At 58.9% G+C, this 20395-nt stretch carries 14 protein-coding genes; 10 read left to right on the forward strand and 4 right to left on the reverse strand.

Annotated features, from left to right (window positions below; genetic code table 11):
- The 3 genes from A3C3_RS0128530 to A3C3_RS0128540 form a co-directional block, all read right to left on the reverse strand.
- Positions 1-3331 (reverse strand): filamentous hemagglutinin adherence factor (locus A3C3_RS0128530; RefSeq protein ID WP_022717990.1); only part of this gene is annotated, 3331 nt, incomplete at its 3' end.
- Between the two features lie 61 nt (positions 3332-3392).
- Positions 3393-5315 carry an autotransporter assembly complex protein TamA gene (locus tag A3C3_RS0128535; protein WP_028740086.1) on the reverse strand — a complete coding sequence of 641 codons (1923 nt, stop codon included), beginning with the start codon at positions 5313-5315 and terminating at the stop codon, positions 3393-3395.
- Between the two features lie 157 nt (positions 5316-5472).
- Positions 5473-5727: a glycine zipper domain-containing protein gene (locus tag A3C3_RS0128540; RefSeq protein WP_022717992.1), complete on the reverse strand. Its 255-nt coding sequence runs from the start codon at positions 5725-5727 to the stop codon at positions 5473-5475.
- A gap of 271 nt (positions 5728-5998) precedes the next feature.
- Here A3C3_RS0128540 and A3C3_RS0128545 point away from each other — a divergent pair, with 271 nt between their 5' ends.
- The 4 genes from A3C3_RS0128545 to hemA all read left to right on the forward strand — a co-directional run bounded on the left by A3C3_RS0128545 (position 5999) and on the right by hemA (position 11143).
- Positions 5999-6490, forward strand: a complete 492-nt coding sequence (locus A3C3_RS0128545; RefSeq protein WP_022717993.1) for a (2Fe-2S)-binding protein — start codon at positions 5999-6001, stop codon at positions 6488-6490.
- An 84-nt stretch (positions 6491-6574) separates the two neighbouring features.
- Positions 6575-8920: a xanthine dehydrogenase family protein molybdopterin-binding subunit gene (locus A3C3_RS0128550; RefSeq protein ID WP_022717994.1), complete on the forward strand. Its 2346-nt coding sequence runs from the start codon at positions 6575-6577 to the stop codon at positions 8918-8920.
- A gap of 12 nt (positions 8921-8932) precedes the next feature.
- The gene (locus A3C3_RS0128555; protein WP_022717995.1) at positions 8933-9730 is read left to right on the forward strand and encodes an FAD binding domain-containing protein; all 798 of its coding nucleotides are present in this window, start codon (positions 8933-8935) and stop codon (positions 9728-9730) included.
- Positions 9731-9928: 198 nt separating this feature from the next.
- A complete protein-coding gene (gene hemA / locus A3C3_RS0128560; RefSeq protein WP_022717996.1) occupies positions 9929-11143 on the forward strand; it encodes a 5-aminolevulinate synthase in 1215 nt (404 codons plus the stop codon).
- 376 nt (positions 11144-11519) lie between these two features.
- Here hemA and dxr read toward each other — a convergent pair whose 3' ends face one another.
- Positions 11520-12713, reverse strand: coding sequence for a 1-deoxy-D-xylulose-5-phosphate reductoisomerase (gene dxr / locus A3C3_RS0128570; protein WP_022717998.1), 1194 nt, complete (start codon positions 12711-12713; stop codon positions 11520-11522).
- A gap of 311 nt (positions 12714-13024) precedes the next feature.
- Here dxr and A3C3_RS0128575 point away from each other — a divergent pair, with 311 nt between their 5' ends.
- From A3C3_RS0128575 to A3C3_RS0128605, 6 genes are all read left to right on the forward strand, one after another.
- Positions 13025-13672, forward strand: coding sequence for a hypothetical protein (locus tag A3C3_RS0128575; RefSeq protein WP_051154530.1), 648 nt, complete (start codon positions 13025-13027; stop codon positions 13670-13672).
- 75 nt (positions 13673-13747) lie between these two features.
- Positions 13748-14014, forward strand: a complete 267-nt coding sequence (locus A3C3_RS0128585) for a BON domain-containing protein (protein ID WP_022718001.1) — start codon at positions 13748-13750, stop codon at positions 14012-14014.
- A gap of 591 nt (positions 14015-14605) precedes the next feature.
- Positions 14606-15121 carry a DUF992 domain-containing protein gene (locus A3C3_RS39475; protein WP_033419860.1) on the forward strand — a complete coding sequence of 172 codons (516 nt, stop codon included), beginning with the start codon at positions 14606-14608 and terminating at the stop codon, positions 15119-15121.
- A gap of 482 nt (positions 15122-15603) precedes the next feature.
- Positions 15604-17547 (forward strand): PrkA family serine protein kinase, encoded by a 1944-nt coding sequence (locus tag A3C3_RS0128595; RefSeq protein ID WP_022718003.1) that lies wholly within the window; start codon positions 15604-15606, stop codon positions 17545-17547.
- Positions 17548-17566: 19 nt separating this feature from the next.
- Positions 17567-18838, forward strand: a complete 1272-nt coding sequence (locus A3C3_RS0128600) for a YeaH/YhbH family protein (protein ID WP_022718004.1) — start codon at positions 17567-17569, stop codon at positions 18836-18838.
- Positions 18835-20385, forward strand: coding sequence for a SpoVR family protein (locus tag A3C3_RS0128605; RefSeq protein WP_022718005.1), 1551 nt, complete (start codon positions 18835-18837; stop codon positions 20383-20385). The genes A3C3_RS0128600 and A3C3_RS0128605 overlap by 4 nt, the downstream gene beginning before the upstream one ends.
- Positions 20386-20395: the final 10 nt, after the last annotated feature.

A 20395-nucleotide genomic window follows, 5' to 3' on the forward strand; every position in this document is an offset into this window, starting at 1 on the left:
CAAGTGTTCCCGATGCCGTGGCAGTTCCAGAGATCGTTCCTTCGGCGGCAAGTCCGGGCGCGAAGCTGTTTGCAATGTTTGCCGGGACATTGTTGAGATTGGCATTTACGTCGAGGTTTTGGACCGCCGTGCCGGCAATCACGACATTGCCATTTGCCTTGAGCCCCATTTCGGCTGGGCCCGATAGGCCGGCATCGAAGTCGAGCTTGTTGTCGGCAAATTTGCCAGTGGCGCTCAGCCCGAGCGCCTTCAATCCGGCACTCTTGGTCTGGCTTGTGGCTGCGTCCTTCCAATCAAGATCGAAATCAACGGCCGGTGTGGAGAGCCTTCCAGAAGCGGAAACGGTGCCGGTTATCGCGCCTTCGGCGGCAAGATCCGGAACGAAACCGTTGGCGATGCTCGCCGGAAGATTGACGACATCGGCATCGATTTTCAGGCTTTGTCCGTCCGTTCCGGCAACAACAACATTTCCGCGGGATTTCAAGGACAGGCCACCCTCGGAACCATCGACGCTTGCGTCGAAGTCGAGCTTGTTATCGGCGAATTTTCCGGTCGCGGCGACGCCGAACGGCGCAAGATGCGCGCTCTTGGTGTGGCTAGTTGCGGCATTCTTCCAGTCAAGCTTGAAATCCGCCATCGGCGTCGCCGGCGTTCCCTTGACCGATACCGTGCCGGAGATGGCACCTTCGGCATTCAGTTTGGGAACGAAACCGTTGGCGAGGCTTGCGGGCAGGTCGGTGATGACTGCATTGATGTCGAGCGTCTCGCCCGCCGAGCCGGTTACCGCCACGGAACCGCTTCCGGTCTTGACTGTGAGACCGCTCAGCGCGGCCTGGCCGTTCGCAATCGCGATTTCGGCGGGTTGGGAGAGCTCAACCAAAATGTTGCGTGGTTTGCCTGAAAATCGATCGAGCCGGATCGTCGTCGCGCCTGCTTTTGTTTCAAGATCGCCTTCGGCAAGCACCGGATTATCGTCGTAGGCAGCGTTAAGATCGAACTTCGTGCGGTTCTGTTGCTGCACGAACTTCAGCACCGGTTGAGCGAGCTTGTTGGCGCCTGCTGACATCTCCCCGGCCTTGACGATGCCGTGGGCGGAAAGGGCTTTGAGATCGGTGACGGTGATAGCGATGTCCGGTCTGACGATCGAAAATGTGTCGCGCTGCAAGCCATTTCCTGCGGCCGTCACCTTTAGCGCGATCTTGCCATTGTCGTTGGCGATGTCGAGCGCACCCTTGAGATCTCCCTGAGCTCTCTGCCCGCCAAGTGCGGCTAGCAGGCCGATATCCGGAAAATCGAAGGTGAGCGCCCCGGTCGGCTCGAAGCGTGAGGACAGTTGGATATTGCCTCGCAGCCGGTTGCCGCCGACGTCCGCACTGAGCGATGGAACGCTGATGACGCCGCCTTTGGACTGTGCGTCGGCAATGATGGAAATCGGTTGGCCGTCGATCGTGCCCTTGGCATTGATGGTACCTTGCGGTGCGTCGGGATCAGCCGCGCCGGAAATGTTGACGTCGAGGTCACCAAGCGTGCGGCCAGCGGTGCGAAGGGTTGCGGCCTTCAGATTTGCCTTTATCGCCAGTGCTGTCAGCGGGCCGCTGGCATTGACCGTATAGCTCGCCTCGCCTTCGGCGGTTTCCAGAAGCTTCCTTACATCCGGCAGGCGCCCGGAAAGGCTGGCGATGAGGCTTTCGCCGTCAAGCATCACGGAGCCGGCAGTTTCGATCGTTCCGGATTTGACGACGAGATCCGAGAGGTTGATCTTGGACGGAATGGTTCCGGCGATCTGTGTATCGATCGAGATCGGCGTATCAAAGCGCGGCGCGATAGCAGGCGGCAGTGCCGCGGGTTGAACTGTAAGCTTCGCATTTCCCGTCAGCGTGTTGTCGGTGAGCTTGTAGGTGCCGTTGACGGTGCCGCTTGCATTGGCGCTTTCAAATGTCGTCCCGTTGAAACCTACGGCATCGGCGGCGATTTGGAGCGGCGCGGCAAGCGTCACAGGACCTTGTACTGCCCGATTGATATCTGGGTTGAGGAACGTCGTATCACCGGCAACCATGCGCAATTGAACGGCACCGGAACGCTTGGCCAGGTTGAAAGCGTCGCTCTTTGCCGTCAGCTTTACGTTGCCGATCGTCGCCTGGGGCAATGTTGCGGCATCGAGCGAAGCACTGGCGTTCAGCCGTGCCGACTGGGCATCGCCCGTGAGGGCGAGGTTTAGACCGGTCACCATGAAACGGGCTTCGCCATCGGCAAGCGGCCAACGAAAATCGACCGGGCCTGACGTGCCGAGCACGTTGACGTTCAGGCTGTTGTTGCCCGCCCGATCCAGGGTGCCGGATGCCGCAATGACGACGCTGCCGGTTGCTATGTTGCCGGTCTGGATATCGAGTTTGCCCCTATTGTTGAAGGTGGCGGAGACATCGATGTTCGTCTGGCCGGAAAACAATGGCCGGAAGGCCGGCGGCAGAAGGGTGCTCAGATCGCCGCCGCCCTTGAGGTCAAGATGGTGCAGACCATCCTGTGTGAGCGCATGATGTCCTTTGATCGAAGCGCGTTGCTGACCGTCCAGGGCGGCTTGAAGCCTGCCGTTCCAATCTGAAACCGGCCCTTCGCCATCGACGACGATATCGACTGAAGGGTCGCCCGGCAGCGATAGGAAAGCTGCAAGCAGCCCCCCCTTCGGTTCAGACAGCTGCGCCTTCAGCCGCAACTGGTTCTGATCGGGCATGAACGCCAAATCGGCCGAGAGCTTGGCGTCCGGCACATCGTGACGGCTGATATTGATTACGGCATTCCCGCCATTCTGGTCGGCCTTTAGATTGCCGCCCGCCGTTAAAGTGAACGCACGCCCCGCGAACTTCTCGCTTAGATTGATATCCGAGATGGCGATCCTGTCGACATCGATCTTGATCGGTAGGCTGAATCCCTCGTCCTCACCGCTTGCTGGTGTTGAAGGAATGGTACGCACCGGCTTTCGGATAATATTGACCGAGCCGAGGGAGAGTTCGCTTGCGTGGAATGCGCCGCGGAGCAGCGCAAGCGGGTTCCAGTCAATCGAGAGACCGGTTATCTGCGCGAATACGCCGCGCGTATCTGAGACCGTTATCTCCGCAGCGCGTAATCCGCCGGTCAGCAGGCCGCTTGGCTCGCGGACCGCAATCTTCATGTCGCGGTTCGAAAGGGCTTCGGCGACTTCCGCCGTGACAATGCGCGAGCCGAACGAGGTGAAGCCGAAGATCGCAATGGCTATCGCGGCAAGGATCAGTGCGACACCGGTCGCAAAGCCGATCACACGGATGGTCCAACTCACGAATTTCGTCAGCGCTTGCATGAAGGCGGAACTACCCTGTCTCGTCATTGTTCGCGGGTTTGAAATCCGCGAATATCGCATTCTAGAATGACTGGCCGATCCCGGCATAGATGCCGTAACTCGTGCCATTCTCGTACTTGTTCAACGGTACGGCAAAATCAAGCCGCAGGGGGCCAAAAGGCGTGGCGTAACGTATTCCGATGCCGGCACCGGCCCGGATGTCGGAAAAATCGGGAAACTCCTCGCTCCCCACTGTTCCGACGTCGATGAAAGGAACGATGCCGATGGTCTCGGTGATCCTGACGCGCGCTTCCAGCGAGGCGGTGACATAGGATTTGCCGCCCGTCGCATCATCCTCAGCGTTGTAGGGGGAAATCTCCTGGTAGCCATATCCCCGAACCGAGCCGCCACCGCCGGCAAAAAAACGTCTCGTTGCGGGAATGTCCGGCAATTCTCCGCCAATCAGCAGGCCGGCCGCCACCTTGCCAGCGAAGACAACATTGTCTTCCGTGCCGATCGACTGGTAGCCGGTTATCGAACCCTCGAAGGACGAGAAGATCGTGCTGCCGAACATCTCATAGCTCGGCGTCGCTGCAAGCGTTGCCCGGTACCCTTCCGTGGGGTTGAGTTTGTTGTCGCGCGCATCGCGCTCGTAGGTAAGCGGCAAGGCGAAAGTCAGATATTCATTGTCGCCGAACGCGTCATCGTCCTTTTCATAGCTGATTTCAGCGCTCGCCGAAGCGGTATCCTGATCCGTCAGCTCGTAAGACAGGCCGAGAGACGCGGTAATCAGGGATGCGTTGTAGGCATCCGGATTTTCGGTCTTTGCGAGAATGCCGGCCTTTAGCGTTGCAGCAGGGAAAAAGGCGCCGGGTTTGGTGAAGAGAATACCTGTCGAGTAGTCGAGATTTCCGATGTCGTTTTCGCCGAGGCGGCCAACGGTGCCCTCGATTCGAAGGGATTCCGCTTCGCCGAAAAGGTTGCGGTGTCCCCAATAACCTTGGACCCCCATGCCGTCTATCGTCGAATAATTGGCGCCGACACCGAAATAGCGCTGCTTGCCTTCCGAGACTTCGATCGTCATCGGCAACGTACCATCGGCGGCGAGGCTATCGGCTTCGTGAATGGTAACGCTCGAAAAAACGCCGAGCGCGCGCAATCGCTCGCCAGCCTTCTTGAGCGCCTCGGGAGAATAGGCTCCCCCTTTTTCAAGGCGTGAATAACGCTGGATGAAAGCCGGTCTGACGGCTTTCTGCCCGGTGACGCCGACATTGCCGATCGGGGCTACCGGACCACCTTCCGTCGCGATGACGATATCGACCGTCTTGGTGCGGTGATCGGCCACCACTTGCCGTGTGGTCAGCTTCGCAAGCGGTCGGCCCTCGCTCTTCAGCTGTTCGACGATCTTGTCCCCGGCCTTGATGATCGTCAGCGATCCCGCCACTTCGCCAGGCGCCAGGTCGTAATCGGCAGGATTGCGGCTTGCAGCATCGCCGCCGAACTGCACTTCCTTGACCCGGAAGACCGGTCCCGGCTCGATGGCGACTTGGACGGGAACGGGCCTGGACCGGTCGAAGGTCGGGTTGGGAGGCAGGTCGTCGATGTTCTTTCCATCGATCGTGATCGTCACGACGCCGCCGTAGCGCGCTTTTTCATAGAGCGCCGCGATCAGGCGGTCGCGGTCGTCGCGTGCCTTGACGACAATGCCGAGATCGCCGGAAACCGGGCGATCCTCGTCGCCGATCAGACGCGAACTGTTCTCCAAAGCCTCTTTGAGATCAGGATCGGCGGTATTCGTTGCAAGATTGGCGTCGTAGCGCAGAGGATCAGGGACCTGCTCGCTGTCATTGTCGTCTTCGCCAAAAATGGTAATGCCGAAAAGCTTGAATGCATAGGCCTCGCCAGTCAGAACCGGTGAAAACGCAGCCGTCGCCGCGATCACCATCATGGTGCCTGCCCGCCGATACGCAAAACTCGATTTCGGTGTCTTCCCTCTGATATGCATCCGCCGCTTTTAATTACATGCGTTGCCCAGCCATTAACAGCTTAGCGGCAAAAATGCACGAGGTGTACCGATTTAAGCTATTTTCGAGCTAATTTAGCACGAAAGATGAAAAATCCCGGTTTGTAGCCGGGATTTTCGGACCTTGCGCAACTACGTCTCAGGGACAATCGTCGATGTAGCGGCGACCGTAGCGGTCGCGATAGTAGCATTGCCCGGGCTGTTCGGCGACTCTGCCAATGACGGCACCTGTGACGCCGCCGATTGCAGCGCCGACTGCGGCTCCGCGAACATTGCCTGTGGCGACCCCGCCGATTACCGCGCCAGATGCCGCCCCGATCCCGGCACCCTGCTCCGTCGCCGTGCAGCTCGCGATCGAGAGGCCGATCAGAGCAAATGCGATTGCTTTCTTCATTTCTTCTCTCCAAGGTTGACTGCCGCTTGGCAGCCGCTGTCCCTCACGGGTGTCTTTTTGATGATTAGAACTATGTCGCAACAGGTTGGCGTCCAGTTTGCACCTGAAATTTTTCTGATCACGGTTGTTTTCAATCCGATTCAGATGTCATGCGGAGTCATGCAGTCGTCCGTAGAGCAAATTTGGCAGAACTCCCCAAAGTAGCGGTTGATCCCTAAGCGAAAAAGTCAAATGATGTTCCTGTGCCTGGAGGAGGCACGAGGAGAAAATCATGGCGAAGGTGAAACTGACGGTGAACGGCCGGGCGGTGAGCGGCGACTGTGAAGAGCGCACGCTTCTCGTCCATTTCATTCGCGAAAAACTGGGCCTGACGGGAACGCATGTCGGCTGCGATACCACACAGTGCGGCACCTGCGTCGTCCATATGGACGGCAAGTCGGTCAAGAGCTGCACGATCCTCGCCGTTCAGGCATCGGGCTCGTCGGTCACGACGATCGAAGGCCTGGCCGCAAATGGTGAACTTCATCCGGTTCAGGCCGCCTTCAAGGAACATCACGGGCTCCAGTGCGGATTCTGCACGCCCGGCATGGTGATGACCGCGGTCGACATGATCAGCCGTCATGGCGGGCAACTGGATGAACAGACGGTTCGCAAGGAGCTCGAAGGCAACATCTGTCGCTGCACCGGTTATCACAACATCGTCAAGGCCGTGCTTTCCGCCAATGCGGAGATGCATGGCGGCGCCAAGCAGGCTGCCGAGTAACATCTTTCCGGAAATGTCTGGCTGACTGCCGAATACGATCCTCTTTGGCGGAGTGCCGGGCCAAAACCCCATTGGGAGGACATCATGGGTGTCGAAGGAGTTGGTGCACGCGTCGCACGCAAGGAAGACAAGCGGTTCTTAACCGGCAAGGGCCGCTATACGGACGATATGGTCGTGCCCGGCATGAAATACGGCTATTTCGTTCGCAGCCCGCATGCGCATGCCAAAATCAAGAGCATCGATATTTCCGCTGCGAAAGCCATGCCTGGCGTCATCGACGCGCTGGACGGCAAGCAATTGCTCGCTGACGGCATCGGCAATCTCATCTGCGGCTGGATGATCCATTCGAAGGACGGGTCTGCGATGAAAATGGGCGCGTGGCGCCCGTTGGCGGTGGAGACGGTGCGCTATGTGGGCGATGCTGTTGCGATCGTCATAGCGGACTCGCTCGACGAAGCGCGCGACGCGGCAGAAGCGGTCGTTGTCGACTACGAGGAACTGCCGGCTGTGATCGAGGCGGTCGATGCGCTGAAACCCGGTGCGCCGCAAATCCATCCGGAAGCGGCCAATAATCTGATTTTCGACTGGGAGATCGGCGACGCTGCCGCTGCCGACCAGGCGATTGCGCAAGCAGCCCATGTGATTGAGGTCGATATCGTCAATAACCGACTCTCCCCCAATGCGATGGAGCCGCGCGCCACGCTCGGCATCTACGATGCGGGCGACGACCATTATACCTGCTATACCACCAGCCAGAATCCGCATCTGGCGCGGCTGGTCATGAGCGCTTTCTACAACGTGGCGCCGGAAAACAAGCTGCGGGTGATCGCGCCGGATGTCGGCGGCGGCTTCGGCTCCAAGATCTACATCTATCCAGAGGAGATCGTCTGTCTCTGGGCATCCAAGAAGGCCGGCGTGCCGGTAAAATGGACTGCGGACCGCACGGAGGCCTTTCTCACGGATGCGCACGGCCGCGATCATGTCTCCAAGGTCAGGATGGCCTTCGATGCAGACAATCGCATCACGGCACTGAAGGTCGATACGATCGCCAATCTCGGCGCCTACATGTCGCTGTTCTCGTCCTGCGTGCCGACCTACCTCTACGCGACGCTGCTTTCCGGCCAGTATGATATCCCGACAATCCACGCCAATGTGCGTACGGTCTATACCAACACCGCGCCTGTCGACGCCTATCGCGGCGCGGGGCGGCCGGAGGCGACCTATCTCCTCGAGAGGACCATGGAAACGGCGGCGCGCGAGCTCGGCATCTCGCCTGCTGAACTCAGGCGGAAGAATTTCATCCGCTCGTTCCCCCACCAGACGCCGGTCATTTTGAACTACGACGCAGGTGATTATGAAGCTTCGCTCGACGCGGCGATGCAGGCGGCCGATTGGAACGGCTTTGCCGCGCGCAAGGAGGAGGCTAGCCGGCGTGGCATGAAGCGCGGCATCGGCATGAGTTGCTATATAGAGGCGTGCGGGCTTGCCCCGTCGCAGGCGGTCGGCTCCCTCGGCGCCGGTGTCGGCCTTTGGGAGTCCGCCGAGGTGCGGGTCAATGCCGTCGGTACCGTGGAGGTCCTGACCGGGTCGCACAGCCACGGGCAGGGACATGAAACGACGTTCGCACAGCTCGTTGCGGGCCGGCTCGGCGTGCCGATCGATAGCATTTCCATCGTTCACGGCGATACCGACAAGGTGCAGATGGGCATGGGTACCTATGGTTCGCGCTCTGGTGCCGTTGGCATGTCGGCCGTCGCCAAGGCGCTCGATAAGGTCGAGGCCAAGGCGAAAAAGATTGCCGCGCACCTCATGGAGGCGGATGAGAGCGATATTGTGATCGAAAACGGCGAACTGAAGGTGGCGGGCACGGACAAGACGCTGCCATGGTTCCAGGTAGCGCTTGCCGCCTACACCGCCCACAATCTGCCTACCGGGATGGAGCCGGGGCTGAAGGAGACGGCCTTCTATGATCCGTCGAACTTCACGTTCCCGGCAGGCTGCTACATCTGCGAGGTCGAAGTCGATCCCGAAACGGGCACGACGAAAATCGTGCAGTTCGTCGCTGCCGACGACTTTGGCAATATCATCAACCCGATGATTGTCGAGGGCCAGGTCCATGGTGGCCTTGCCCAAGGCATCGGCCAGGCGCTGCTTGAAGGCGTTCATTACGACGAGAGCGGCCAGCTTTTGACCGCGAGCTACATGGATTACGCCATGCCACGTGCCGACGACCTCCCATCCTTCGATCTGTCGCATCAAAACACCCCGTGTCCGAGCAACCCGCTGGGCGTCAAGGGTTGCGGCGAGGCGGGCGCGATCGGCTCGCCGCCGGCGCTGATGAACGCGATCACGGATGCGATCGGCAACAACATGCTGACGATGCCCGCCACGCCGCAGAAGGTGTGGATGGCTGCGCAAGCAACCCACTGAGGAGGAACGGCAATGTATCAGACGAATTATCACCGCGCCTCGACAGTCGATGAGGCCGTCAGCATGTTCACGGGCGCATCGGAGGGCAAATATGTCGCCGGGGGCATGACTTTGATCGCAACGATGAAGCAACGGCTTGCCGCGCCAAGCGACCTGGTGGATCTACGCCACATTGAGTCGATGAAAGGTATCCAGGTCGAAGGTCGCAAGGTGCGGATCGGCGCGGCAGTGACACATGCTGAAGTGGCGACTTCTGCCGCAATCGGCGCAATCTGCCCCGCCTTGTGCGAACTCGCCGGACGGATCGGCGATCCGCATGTGCGGCATATGGGAACCATCGGCGGTTCAATCGCCAATAACGATCCTGCTGCCGATTATCCGGCTGCGATGCTGGCGCTGAATGCCCGTATCGTCACGAACAAACGCGAGATCGCAGCCGACGATTTCTTCGCCGGTCTTTTCGAAACGGCACTTGAGGAGGGTGAACTGATCGCAGCAATCAGCTTCGAGGCGCCGGAGAGGGCCGGCTACGCCAAGTTTCCGAATCCGGCTTCCCGCTATGCCATGACCGGCGTCTTCGTTTCGAAGGGCTCCGGCGGTGTGCGCGTCGCCGTCACCGGGGCGGGCTCCGGCGGTGTCTTTCGCCAATCTGCGATGGAGCAGGCGCTGGGCGCCAACTGGTCGCCGGATGCGGTCACGAGCGTCAATGTCGATCCGGCCGGGTTGATGTCGGACCTGCATGCCAGCGCGGAATATCGCGCCAATCTGGTGAAGGTGATGGCGAAGCGCGCCGTTGCCGCAGCGGGCTAGCATATCGAACGGAGCCGGCTTTCCGGCTCCATCAATTGTGCAAGAATGCGCTCCGGATCAGGGAGAGTCGCGCAATTTTTTAGCTGGAATCATTCAAAAATATGGGCCATTTGCCGCAGTTGATGCTAAAGCGTGATGTAAGGGTTGACGCGCGATCGTCCGCTCAGCAAAACCGTCGCGCGATACTGGAGCATATGAATGGATTTCGACGGATTTTTTAGGAGCGAGCTGGACGGGCTTCACAAGGAAGGCCGCTATCGGGTTTTCGCCGATCTCGAGCGTCATCGCGGCAGCTTTCCGCGCGCCACGCGCCACACGGCGGACGGTCAGAAGGACGTCACCGTCTGGTGTTCCAACGACTATCTCGGCATGGGCCAGAACCCGAAGGTGATCGCGGCGATGAAGAACGCCATCGACCACTGTGGCGCGGGTGCGGGAGGCACCCGGAATATCTCTGGCACCAACCACTACCACGTGCTGCTCGAGCGCGAGCTGGCCGACCTGCACGGCAAGGAAGCAGCGCTGATCTTTACCTCCGGCTATGTCTCCAACTGGGCCTCCCTCGGCACGCTCGGCGCCAGGATCCCCGGGCTGATCATCTTCTCCGACGCGCTGAACCATGCCTCGATGATCGAAGGCATCCGCCATGCGAAATGCGGCAAGGTGATCTGGAAGCACAACGACGTCGCCGATCTCGAAGCCAAGCTTGCGGCCGCCGATCCGAAGGCGCCGAAGCTGATCGCCTTCGAATCCGTCTATTCGATGGATGGCGATATCGCGCCGATCAAGGAGATCTGCGATCTCGCCGACAAATATGGCGCGATGACCTATCTCGACGAAGTGCATGCCGTCGGCATGTATGGTCCGCGCGGCGGCGGCATTGCCGAGCGCGAGGGGCTGATGGACCGGCTGACCATCATCGAAGGCACGCTCGGCAAGGCCTTCGGCGTCATGGGCGGCTATATCGCTGCCTCAACGGCACTGTGCGATTTCATCCGCTCTTTTGCCTCCGGCTTCATCTTCACGACGGCGCTGCCGCCAGCGCTTGCTGCCGGTGCGGTGGCCTCGATCCAGCACCTGAAGGTCAGCCAGTTCGAGCGCGCCCGCCATCAGGACCGGGTGCGCAAGCTGAGATCACTGCTTGACCAGCGCGGCATCCCACATATGCCGAACCCGAGCCATATCGTGCCGGTCTTGGTCGGCGATGCGGCGAAGTGCAAATGGATCTCGGATCTGCTGCTCGACAATTTCGGCGTTTATGTCCAGCCGATCAACTATCCGACGGTGCCGAAGAAGACCGAACGGCTGCGCATCACCCCGACGCCGCTGCATTCCGATGCCGACATCGAACAGCTGGTTGCAGCACTCCATTCCCTCTGGTCGCGCTGCGCGCTCGCAAGGCAGGTCGCGTAAAGTCGATTGGCTTCGTAGTTGAAATCGCGGGGATCTCGACGGAAAAGCGCCGGGCCTCTGGTTGCTTCGTGGTCATCGGGAAGAACAACACTAGGTCGCCGTCCGGCCGTGCGATAGGGACGCCGACCGCAACAGGCCGCTCCTTGCGCCCTCCGTTTCGCCTTTCTGGCCTTGCTGTTCCGGAGATACAGATAGCGGATGACCGCGGTCGTCTGGATCTCTTCTTTACTCATCGCCATCGGCGTACGTATCGACCGCGGTTTTCGGCCGGCAGCGCTTCCGACATGGTGCCGTTGGTCGCTGCGCTCGTCTTTGCGATTGTGGACCTGCGGTCGCGCTAATCGGGAAGAAAGGACCGCCAATCGGCGGTCCGCCGTCAGGCGGCCTTCTCGTTGAGCGCAACCAGTTCGGCAGCAAGCCTGCGGGCTTCGGTGTCGGCCGCAAAGACGTCGTCCATCGTGTGCGCGCCGCCCGTGCCGGCCATCCTGTCCATAACGGCTTCGACAATATCGGCCATTTGCAGGAAGCCGATCCGTTCGTCGACGAAGGCATGAAAGGCCACTTCCTCAGCAGCATTCATGATTGCCCCTTGCAAGCCGCCTCGCTCCAATGCCGTGCGCGCAAGCCTGAGAGCGGGGAAACGCTTTTCGTCCGGCGCTTCAAAGTCCAGACGAGAGAGCTTTGCGAAATCCAGGCGCTCGACATTCAGCTTCGGCCGGCGCGGATACTCCAACGCATAGCCGATCGCCGTTCGCATATCCGGGCTGCCGAGTTGGGCGATGATGGATCCATCGGTATAACCGACCATGGAATGGACGATGGATTGCGGATGCACGACCACCTCGATCTGGTCCGGTCGCACGCTGAAGAGGTGCTTGGCCTCGATCATCTCCAGTGCCTTGTTGAACATCGAGGCGCTGCCGATGGAGATTTTCAAGCCCATCGACCAATTCGGATGGGCGCGTGCGGTTGCCGCAGTCACATTCGCCATCTCGGCGCGCGACCATGTGCGGAAAGGGCCGCCCGATGCCGTCAGGATGATCCGTTCGACGGCGTGCCGCTGATTTTCGTCAAGCGACTGGAAAATGGCGCTGTGCTCGCTATCGACCGGGATCAATAGCCCGCCGCCCTTCAGTACCGCTTCGACAAAGAGATCGCCTGCTGAAACAAGGCACTCCTTGTTTGCCAGCGCGATCGCCGCACCCTTGCGCGCCGCCGCCAGTGTCGGCACCAGCCCCGCCGTCCCGACGATGGCGGCCATGACCCAGTCCGCTTCGATGTCGGCGGCTTCCGCCAGTCCTTGAGCACCGGCTGCGACCGCGATGCCGCTGCCCGAGAGCTCGGCCTTCAGCGATCTGTATTTGCTGTCGCTCGCTGTGACTGCTAGCCGGGCGCCGGTCGATCTTGCCTGTTGCGCAAGTAGCTCAACATTTTCATTTCCGGTCACCACGGAAATTTCGTAGCTCTCACGGCCGCCCAACTGCTGGATGACATCGAGCGTATTTTGTCCAATCGAGCCCGTTGAACCAAAGATGCTGAGGCGCCGCGGCGCGTTTGTGCCGGTCGTCATGCGGGTTTTTTGCCGAAAATTTCCCATTAGCCTCTGGCTCTACAAGGCTTTGAAATGGGCGGCAAGTGTGCAGTGCAGCACTTTTCTACCGTTGAGTGGTTTACACAATGAACTTCGGATGTGATCCTTATAACAATGCCTGCGGGATTTAACTCCGCAGTTGTTCTGCAGTTGCCCACGACTGATGCCGCGCTGCATGGCAAACGGCATCAGGTGCCGGGCAAGTTCACAAATCGGGAGGAGTTGAAAAGGATGCGTGGAAGCGCATCCGCGTTTTTTTGCGCGGTGCGGGCTGAGTGCGATTGGATTTGATGACGACGTTGAAGCAAATACTATTGTCGGGCGTATGCCTTCTGGGGGCTCTTCCGGCCAAGGCGGACAACCTTTTGATCTGGGCGCCAGTGCGGGTTTCCGAGCAGTCCTACAAGGCGACGATGGGTTTTCGCCTTCCTTTCGATTGGGAAACGAGCGCCGGCGCCGACCTGGCGCTCGCCTCGACCGATGGCGAGGCCATCCAGCCCGGCTCCGAACAGGCGACGTTTTGGGGAAAGATCACAAAGGCGCGCGTCACGCCGGCAGGCAAAGCGCAACAGGATGCAAGCCTCCGGATCGATACATTGCGCGGCAGTGGGTCGCTGATGCTGAGCCGCTCGCGCAGTTTTATTCTCTCAGACTCGCTCGACCTGCAGACAAGCCGGGCTGTCAGCGTCGGCTACGCTGCCGTCGAAACACGTCAGACGTCGGTGACGGCAACCCAGGCGCTGAAACTGATCTATCCGTGGACCGGAACGTCAATTTCGGCAGGAAGCAGCGTGACGAATTTCGGCAAGGAATTTTCGAGTTCAGTCGGCGTCAGCCAGACTGTTCTTCCGAACCTCAATCTCAATGCTTCGGTCACCGATCCGCTTTCGTCGGGGCGCTCAGCCAGCGTCAATGTCAACTACCGGGTAAGCTGGTAGGTGATCACGAGATCGACGGCTGCAACAAAGCCGGTTGCCTTTGCGTTTCTCCGCAATCCAAAAGGAGGAACGATCATGGTTTTCAAGAAGGCTACATTCCACGGGAAGCAGCCTGGAATCGAAGCGGTGTCGGTCGATCATGCATCGCTTGAAAGGGCAGTGGCTGGCGCGCTTGCGACAGCTGGAGGCATCGACGCTTCGGACGTCGAGGTAACGGCTGAAGGCGACGACATCGTACTCACCGGCACGGTTGGTACTGCCGATGAAATCGAACGCGCGACGGCCGTCGCGCGAGGCGTTCAAGGTGTAGGTTCTGTTCGAAACCGGATCCTGCTTGGTTGAATGCACACGCAGCACCACAAACCAAACCAAAAAGATTGGCGCTTCGCAGTTGGATGCTGGAAAGCGGGGCCAACATTGCTTTTAGCTGATTCAGCCGGCAAAGCGCTCGCTAAGGAATACCGAGCCGCTGTCGGCGCCACCGGCGCGGTCGGTCTTTTCGGTGGTGACTGGGCCGGACGACTGATGGGCAATTGCAAGCAGCAGGCCACTGATCGCGATGTAAGCAATCGCAAGGATGGTGATCTTTGTACGTATGACGAAACACTCCCTGTTTCGCCTTCAACGCTAGCCCTATTCCAAAGTTCCCCGTGACGATATCGGGAGCCAGGTTGCTCGCTGTCGCTTTTCCGCCACGTGTTGGGAGAAAAGGACGCCGACCCGGGCCGATTTAGGCTGCGCCTTCGAAATGTCCGTTTGCGATGTGAGCAGTGGTAGCTGTCCGCAACATGCAACCAAGGCACGGCGCCATGACATGCAGATAGGTGGAGACGGTTTGGATCATTCTTCGATGACGCACGTTATGTGTTTCAGAGTTTGTTCTTCGCCGGTTGAACCCAATGCCGTCGCCATAATTTCAGTAAGGAGACCATGATGAAAAAGTCCATTGCGATGATAGTTGCCGCAGCATCACTGGCTCAAGCCTGCGTGACGGCTGCAAACGCAGCAGACACGATCCGGCGCTACCAAGAGCCGGACGTACGCGGTGGGGTTAAGATTGGCCTCCTGACATGCGATGTCGGTGGAGGCCTCGGCTACGTGCTGGGTTCGGCGAAAGAGGCCGACTGCGTTTTTTCTTCGAGTGTTGGTCAAGAGATTTCCGATCACTATACCGGCGATATCAGGAAACTCGGTGTGGATCTCGGCTTCACGACGCGCAGCCGCCTCATTTGGGCCGTCTTCGCGCCGACGGCCGGCTATCATCGCGGCTCGCTCGGTGGCCTTTATGTCGGCGCCGTGGCTGAAGCCACGCTTGGCGCCGGTGTCGGTGCGAATGTCTTGGTCGGTGGTACTGCAGGATCGATCCATCTCCAACCTCTCAGCGTAACAGGCCAGCTCGGTCTCAATATTGCAGCGGCCGGGGCGTCGATGACGCTCACCCCGGCCTGACACGTTGCATTACGCCCCTTTCGTCATGTCGGAAGGGGCGCAAGCTCGGATGAGGAGTTTGATGTTTGGTTCGGCAAATATAGCAAAAGCGTCCGCTGGAGCCTGTGAGGTTCGCGGTCCCGCGCTGTTTATGCCGGCTCGCGGCAAAATTAAAATCGTAAGCGCAACTGATCAAGCGGGGAATCTTTCGATTTTCCGTGCGCGGGAATCAGCAGCAGCGGCATTAGAAGCCCTTTGCGGCCTCATGTCACGTCCTGAAATGTGCTGATATCGCACTAGCGCCTTACGAATTAGGATATAGTATAGTTAGTTTGATTGGGGCCAAAACGACCGGTGGATGCACATTTTTGTGCATTGCTATAGACGGCCGACAGGTGTCCAATCAATTCACGAAACATATTGATTCTCAACGAAATGTTGTTTCCATTGCGGTGGTACGGCTATTTCGGGAGCCTGTGGCATAAACCTTGAATGGAGGGCCCATGCTGAATGAATCCGTGTTCGATGCGTTTACGCGTAACTATGAAACGCGACGCGAAACTGAGATGTCCATCGCAGAATACTTGTCGCTCTGCAAGCAGGAGCCGCTCGCCTATGCCAACGCGACGGAGCGTCTCCTTGCGGCGATAGGCGAACCGGAGGTATTGGACACCGCCAAGGATCTGCGCCTCGGCCGGGTCTTCATGAACAGGACGATCCGGACCTACCCGGCCTTCGCTGGCTTTTACGGCATGGAGGAGACGATCGAGCGTATCGTTTCGTTCTTCACACATGCCGCGCAGGGGCTCGAGGAGCGTAAGCAGATTCTTTATCTGCTCGGTCCGGTCGGTGGCGGCAAGTCGTCGCTAGCTGAACGGTTAAAGCAGTTGATGGAAGTTCATCCGATTTTTGTGCTGAAGGCGGGCGAGGAGATCAGTCCGGTCTTTGAAAGTCCGCTCAGCCTCTTTGATCCAGCCACGATGGGGTCGCTGCTCCTTGAGGAATACGGTATTCCGACGCGGCGGTTGACCGGGTTGATGAGCCCTTGGTGCCTGAAGCGGCTTGACGAGTTCGGTGGCGATATTTCCCAATTCCGCGTCGTCAGAATGCAGCCTTCGCGGTTGCGCCAGATCGCGATCGCCAAGACCGAGCCGGGCGACGAGAACAATCAGGATATTTCTTCGCTGGCGGGCAAGGTCGATATCCGCAAGCTTGAGACCTACTCCCAGAATGATCCGGACGCCTACAGCTATTCCGGCGCGCTCAACCGCGCCAACCAGGGCCTGCTGGAATTCGTCGAGATGTTCAAGGCGCCGATCAAGATGCTGCATCCCCTGCTGACAGCGACGCAGGAGGGAAATTACATTGGTACCGAAAATATTGGCGCCATTCCTTTTTCGGGCATTGTTCTTGCGCACTCCAACGAGGCCGAATGGCAGAGTTTCAAGGCGAACAAGAACAATGAAGCTTTCATCGACCGCATCTGCGTCATCAAGGTGCCGTATTGCCTCCGGGTCACCGAGGAGCAGAAGATCTACGAGAAACTGATCGAAGGATCGGAACTCGCGGATGCTCCTTGTGCACCCGGAACGCTTAAAATGCTGGCGCGCTTTTCGGTGCTTTCGCGCTTGCGAAAGCACGAAAACTCGACATATTTTTCCAAGATGCGCACCTATGACGGCGAAAGCCTCAAGGAAACCGATCCGCGCGCCCGCAGTGTCCAGGAATATCGGGATGCGGGCGGCGTTGACGAGGGAATGGACGGAATATCGACACGTTTCGCCTTCAAAGTGCTCGCTTCGACCTTTAATCATCACACGAGCGAAGTGGGGGCCGATCCGGTTCATCTGATGTACGTTCTGGAACAGGCGATCCGCCGCGAGCAGTTTCCTGACGAGACCGAGAAACGCTACATGGAGTTCATCAAGGCCGAGCTCGCTCCGCGCTATGCGGAGTTCATCGGCAACGAGATTCAGAAAGCCTATCTCGAATCCTATGCCGATTACGGACAGAATCTTTTCGATCGCTACGTGGACTATGCCGATGCCTGGATCGAGGATGTGGACTTCAAGGATCCGGATACCGGCCAGCTTCTCGACCGGGAACTGCTCAATCAGGAGCTGACGAAGATTGAAAAGCCGGCGGGTATCGCCAACCCGAAGGACTTCCGCAACGAAATCGTCAAGTTCTGCTTGCGGTCGAGGGCAAACAACAGCGGGAAAAACCCGTCTTGGACGAGCTATGAAAAGATCAGGGAGGTGATCGAGAAACGCATGTTCTCACAAGTCGAGGACCTGCTGCCAGTTATTTCGTTCGGCACGAAGAAGGACGGCGAAGCCGAGAAGAAACACAGTGAATTCGTTTCGCGCATGACCACGCGCGGCTACACCGAAAGACAGGTTCGGCGCCTAGTGGAATGGTACATGCGCGTTAAGCAGGCAAGTTAACGCTCACGCGGGAGCTATCATGCACATTGTCGACCGCCGGCTGAATCCGCGCGGTAAAAGCTTGGAAAATCGTCAACGGTTTCTTCGGCGCGCGAAAAGCGCCGTGCAGCAGGCGGTGAAACGCTCTCTGCAAAGCCGTAACATTCGGGACGTGCTCGACGGTGGCGAAATCACCCTGCCGATTGACGGCCTGACAGAGCCGGGTTTCCGCCGGGGCGAGGGCGGTATCAGCGATCAAATTCTGCCGGGAAACAGAGCCTTCGTTGAAGGGGATATCATCCCACGGCCGCCTGGCAGGAGCGGTGGCAGGCCGAAGGAGGCAGGTGAAGGCGACGGCGAGGATGGTTTCCGCTTCGTGCTGACGCGCGAGGAGTTCCTCGACGTCTTTCTTGATGATCTGGAACTTCCCGATCTCGCCAAGCGGCGGCTGACGGAAACCGAAGAAGAAAGCCCTGTGCGGGCCGGTTATTCGGTATCCGGTTCACCGTCCAACATTGCTGTCGGTCGCACGACGCGGATGGCGATGATGCGACGGATTGCGCTTCGTCGCCCGCGCATCCAGGAGGTAGAGGCACTTCGGCGCGAGATTGGGGAATGCGAAGACGACGAGAAGCGCCAGGCTCTTGAGGCTAAGCTCAAAGCGTTGACGGAAAAAAGCCGGCGCATTCCTTATATCGATCCGCTCGATGTGCGCTATCGACGCTTCGAAAGCGAGCCGAAACCGGTGGCGAAGGCCGTCATGTTCTGCCTGATGGACGTCTCCGGCTCTATGTCGGAGCATATGAAGGATCTTGCGAAGCGGTTCTACCTGCTGCTCTACCTTTTCCTGTCACAGCGCTACAAGAAGGTCGAGATCGTCTTCATCCGCCATACGGACAAAGCCGAAGAAGTCGACGAGGAAACCTTCTTCTATGGTCCGGCGACGGGCGGTACGCTGGTATCAAGCGCACTTGCGGCGATGCGCACGATTGTCGCGGCGCGATTCGATCCGGCAGAGTGGAACATCTATGCCGCCCAGGCTTCCGATGGTGACAACTCCTATTCGGACGGCACCATGACAGGGCAACTGCTGCGTCATGAGATTTTGCCGCTATGCCAGTATTTCGCCTATATCGAAGTCGGCGAGGAAGACAGCGACTCCTCCGTGTCCCGCTCACCGCTCTGGACGCTTTACGAAGGGATCCGTGCCGAACAGGTGCCCCTGTCCATGCGCAAGGTGTGCCGGCGTAACGAAATATTCCCGGTCTTCCACGATCTCTTCCAGAAACGCGATGCACAGGTGGCGCCATGACGACCACGGCGGTGTCAAAGGAGCGGTTGCTGTTTAACGGCGCCGACTGGGATTTTCCAACGCTCCAGCGCGTTCATGATGCCTGCGAGGAGATCGCGCTCGGCGAACTCGGCCTGGACGTCTACCCAAATCAGATCGAGGTCATCACATCGGAACAGATGCTGGATGCCTACTCATCGACCGGCATGCCGCTCTTCTATCGCCATTGGTCCTTCGGCAAGCATTTCGCGCATCACGAGGCTTTCTACCGCCGCGGCATGCGCGACCTTGCCTATGAAATCGTCATCAACAGTTCGCCTTGCATCTCCTATCTGATGGAGGAAAACTCGGCGACGATGCAGACCTTGGTCATCGCGCACGCCGCTTTCGGACATAATCACTTCTTCAAGAACAACTATCTCTTCCAGCTCTGGACGGATGCCGATGGCATCCTCGACTACCTCAATTTCGCCAAGAGCTACATCGCCCGCTGCGAGGAGCGCTACGGTGAAGTCGAGGTCGAGCGTACGCTCGATGCCGCGCACGCGCTGATGTCGCATGGCGTGCATCGGCACGCCGGCAAGACCAAGGTCGACCTTCGTGACGAGGAGCGGCGTGAGCAGGAGCGCCGCGTCCACGAAGAGCAGGTGTTCAACGATCTTTGGCGGACTGTTCCCACCGGCAAGAAGCGCACGGCAGCCGATGTCGGCCTGGAGAAGCGGCGCCTCGCCCTTGGCCTTCCTCAGGACAACATCCTCTACTTCCTCGAAAAATCAGCGCCATTGCTGCAGCCATGGCAGCGTGAGATTTTGCGCATCGTCCGCCATGTCGCGCAGTATTTTCACCCGCAGCGCCAGACCAAGGTGATGAATGAGGGGACGGCCACCTACGTCCACTATCGCATCATGAACAGGCTTCACGAGCGCGGGCAGATCAGCGACGGAAACTTCCTCGAATTCCTGAAATCACATGCCAATGTCGTGTTCCAGCCCAACTACGACGATCGTCGTTTCTCGGGCTTCAATCCCTATGCGCTGGGTTTTGCAATGATGCAGGATATCGAGCGGATCGTGACGGCACCGACTGAGGAGGACAGGGTGTGGTTCCCGGACATTGCCGGACAAGGCGATGCAATGTCCGTGCTGCGTAACATCTGGGCCGATTATCGGGACGAGAGTTTCATCAATCAGTTCCTGAGCCCGAACCTGATCCGCCAATTGCGCCTTTTCCATCTTTACGACGACCCGGAGCAGGAAGAAGGAATTCTGGTTTCGGCAATCCACGACGAACGCGGCTATCGGCGCATCCGCCGTCAGCTTTCCCGCGAATACGACATCGGCTGGATCGACCCGGGAATAGACATCGTCGATGTCGATCTTGCCGGTGACCGCCGCCTTCTCTTGCGCCACAACGTCACGAACGATTGGTTTCTCCAGGAGGCCGATACGAAGCTCGTCCTGCAGCACCTCGCCAATCTTTGGGGCTACGAGGTTCTGCTTCAGGAAATCGATAGTTCAAATGAAGTGGTGAAGGAACACACAGCCAGCCCTCGCAAGCCCATTCAGTGAGGGACTGTCC

The sequence above is a fragment of the Rhizobium mongolense USDA 1844 genome, assembly GCF_000419765.1.
GTDB lineage: Bacteria > Pseudomonadota > Alphaproteobacteria > Rhizobiales > Rhizobiaceae > Rhizobium > Rhizobium mongolense.

Bases quoted from the DNA above. Each gene is read 5' to 3' on its own strand.
- A3C3_RS0128595 (WP_022718003.1), top strand. From the start codon at position 15,604: ATGCTGAATGAATCCGTGTTCGATGCGTTTACGCGTAACTATGAAACG.
- A3C3_RS39475 (WP_033419860.1), top strand. From the start codon at position 14,606: ATGAAAAAGTCCATTGCGATGATAGTTGCCGCAGCATCACTGGCTCAA.
- A3C3_RS0128540 (WP_022717992.1), bottom strand. From the start codon at position 5,727: ATGAAGAAAGCAATCGCATTTGCTCTGATCGGCCTCTCGATCGCGAGC.
- A3C3_RS0128545 (WP_022717993.1), top strand. From the start codon at position 5,999: ATGGCGAAGGTGAAACTGACGGTGAACGGCCGGGCGGTGAGCGGCGAC.
- A3C3_RS0128550 (WP_022717994.1), top strand. From the start codon at position 6,575: ATGGGTGTCGAAGGAGTTGGTGCACGCGTCGCACGCAAGGAAGACAAG.
- A3C3_RS0128555 (WP_022717995.1), top strand. From the start codon at position 8,933: ATGTATCAGACGAATTATCACCGCGCCTCGACAGTCGATGAGGCCGTC.
- hemA (WP_022717996.1), top strand. From the start codon at position 9,929: ATGGATTTCGACGGATTTTTTAGGAGCGAGCTGGACGGGCTTCACAAG.
- A3C3_RS0128600 (WP_022718004.1), top strand. From the start codon at position 17,567: ATGCACATTGTCGACCGCCGGCTGAATCCGCGCGGTAAAAGCTTGGAA.
- A3C3_RS0128575 (WP_051154530.1), top strand. From the start codon at position 13,025: ATGACGACGTTGAAGCAAATACTATTGTCGGGCGTATGCCTTCTGGGG.
- dxr (WP_022717998.1), bottom strand. From the start codon at position 12,713: ATGACGACCGGCACAAACGCGCCGCGGCGCCTCAGCATCTTTGGTTCA.
- A3C3_RS0128585 (WP_022718001.1), top strand. From the start codon at position 13,748: ATGGTTTTCAAGAAGGCTACATTCCACGGGAAGCAGCCTGGAATCGAA.
- A3C3_RS0128535 (WP_028740086.1), bottom strand. From the start codon at position 5,315: ATGCATATCAGAGGGAAGACACCGAAATCGAGTTTTGCGTATCGGCGG.
- A3C3_RS0128605 (WP_022718005.1), top strand. From the start codon at position 18,835: ATGACGACCACGGCGGTGTCAAAGGAGCGGTTGCTGTTTAACGGCGCC.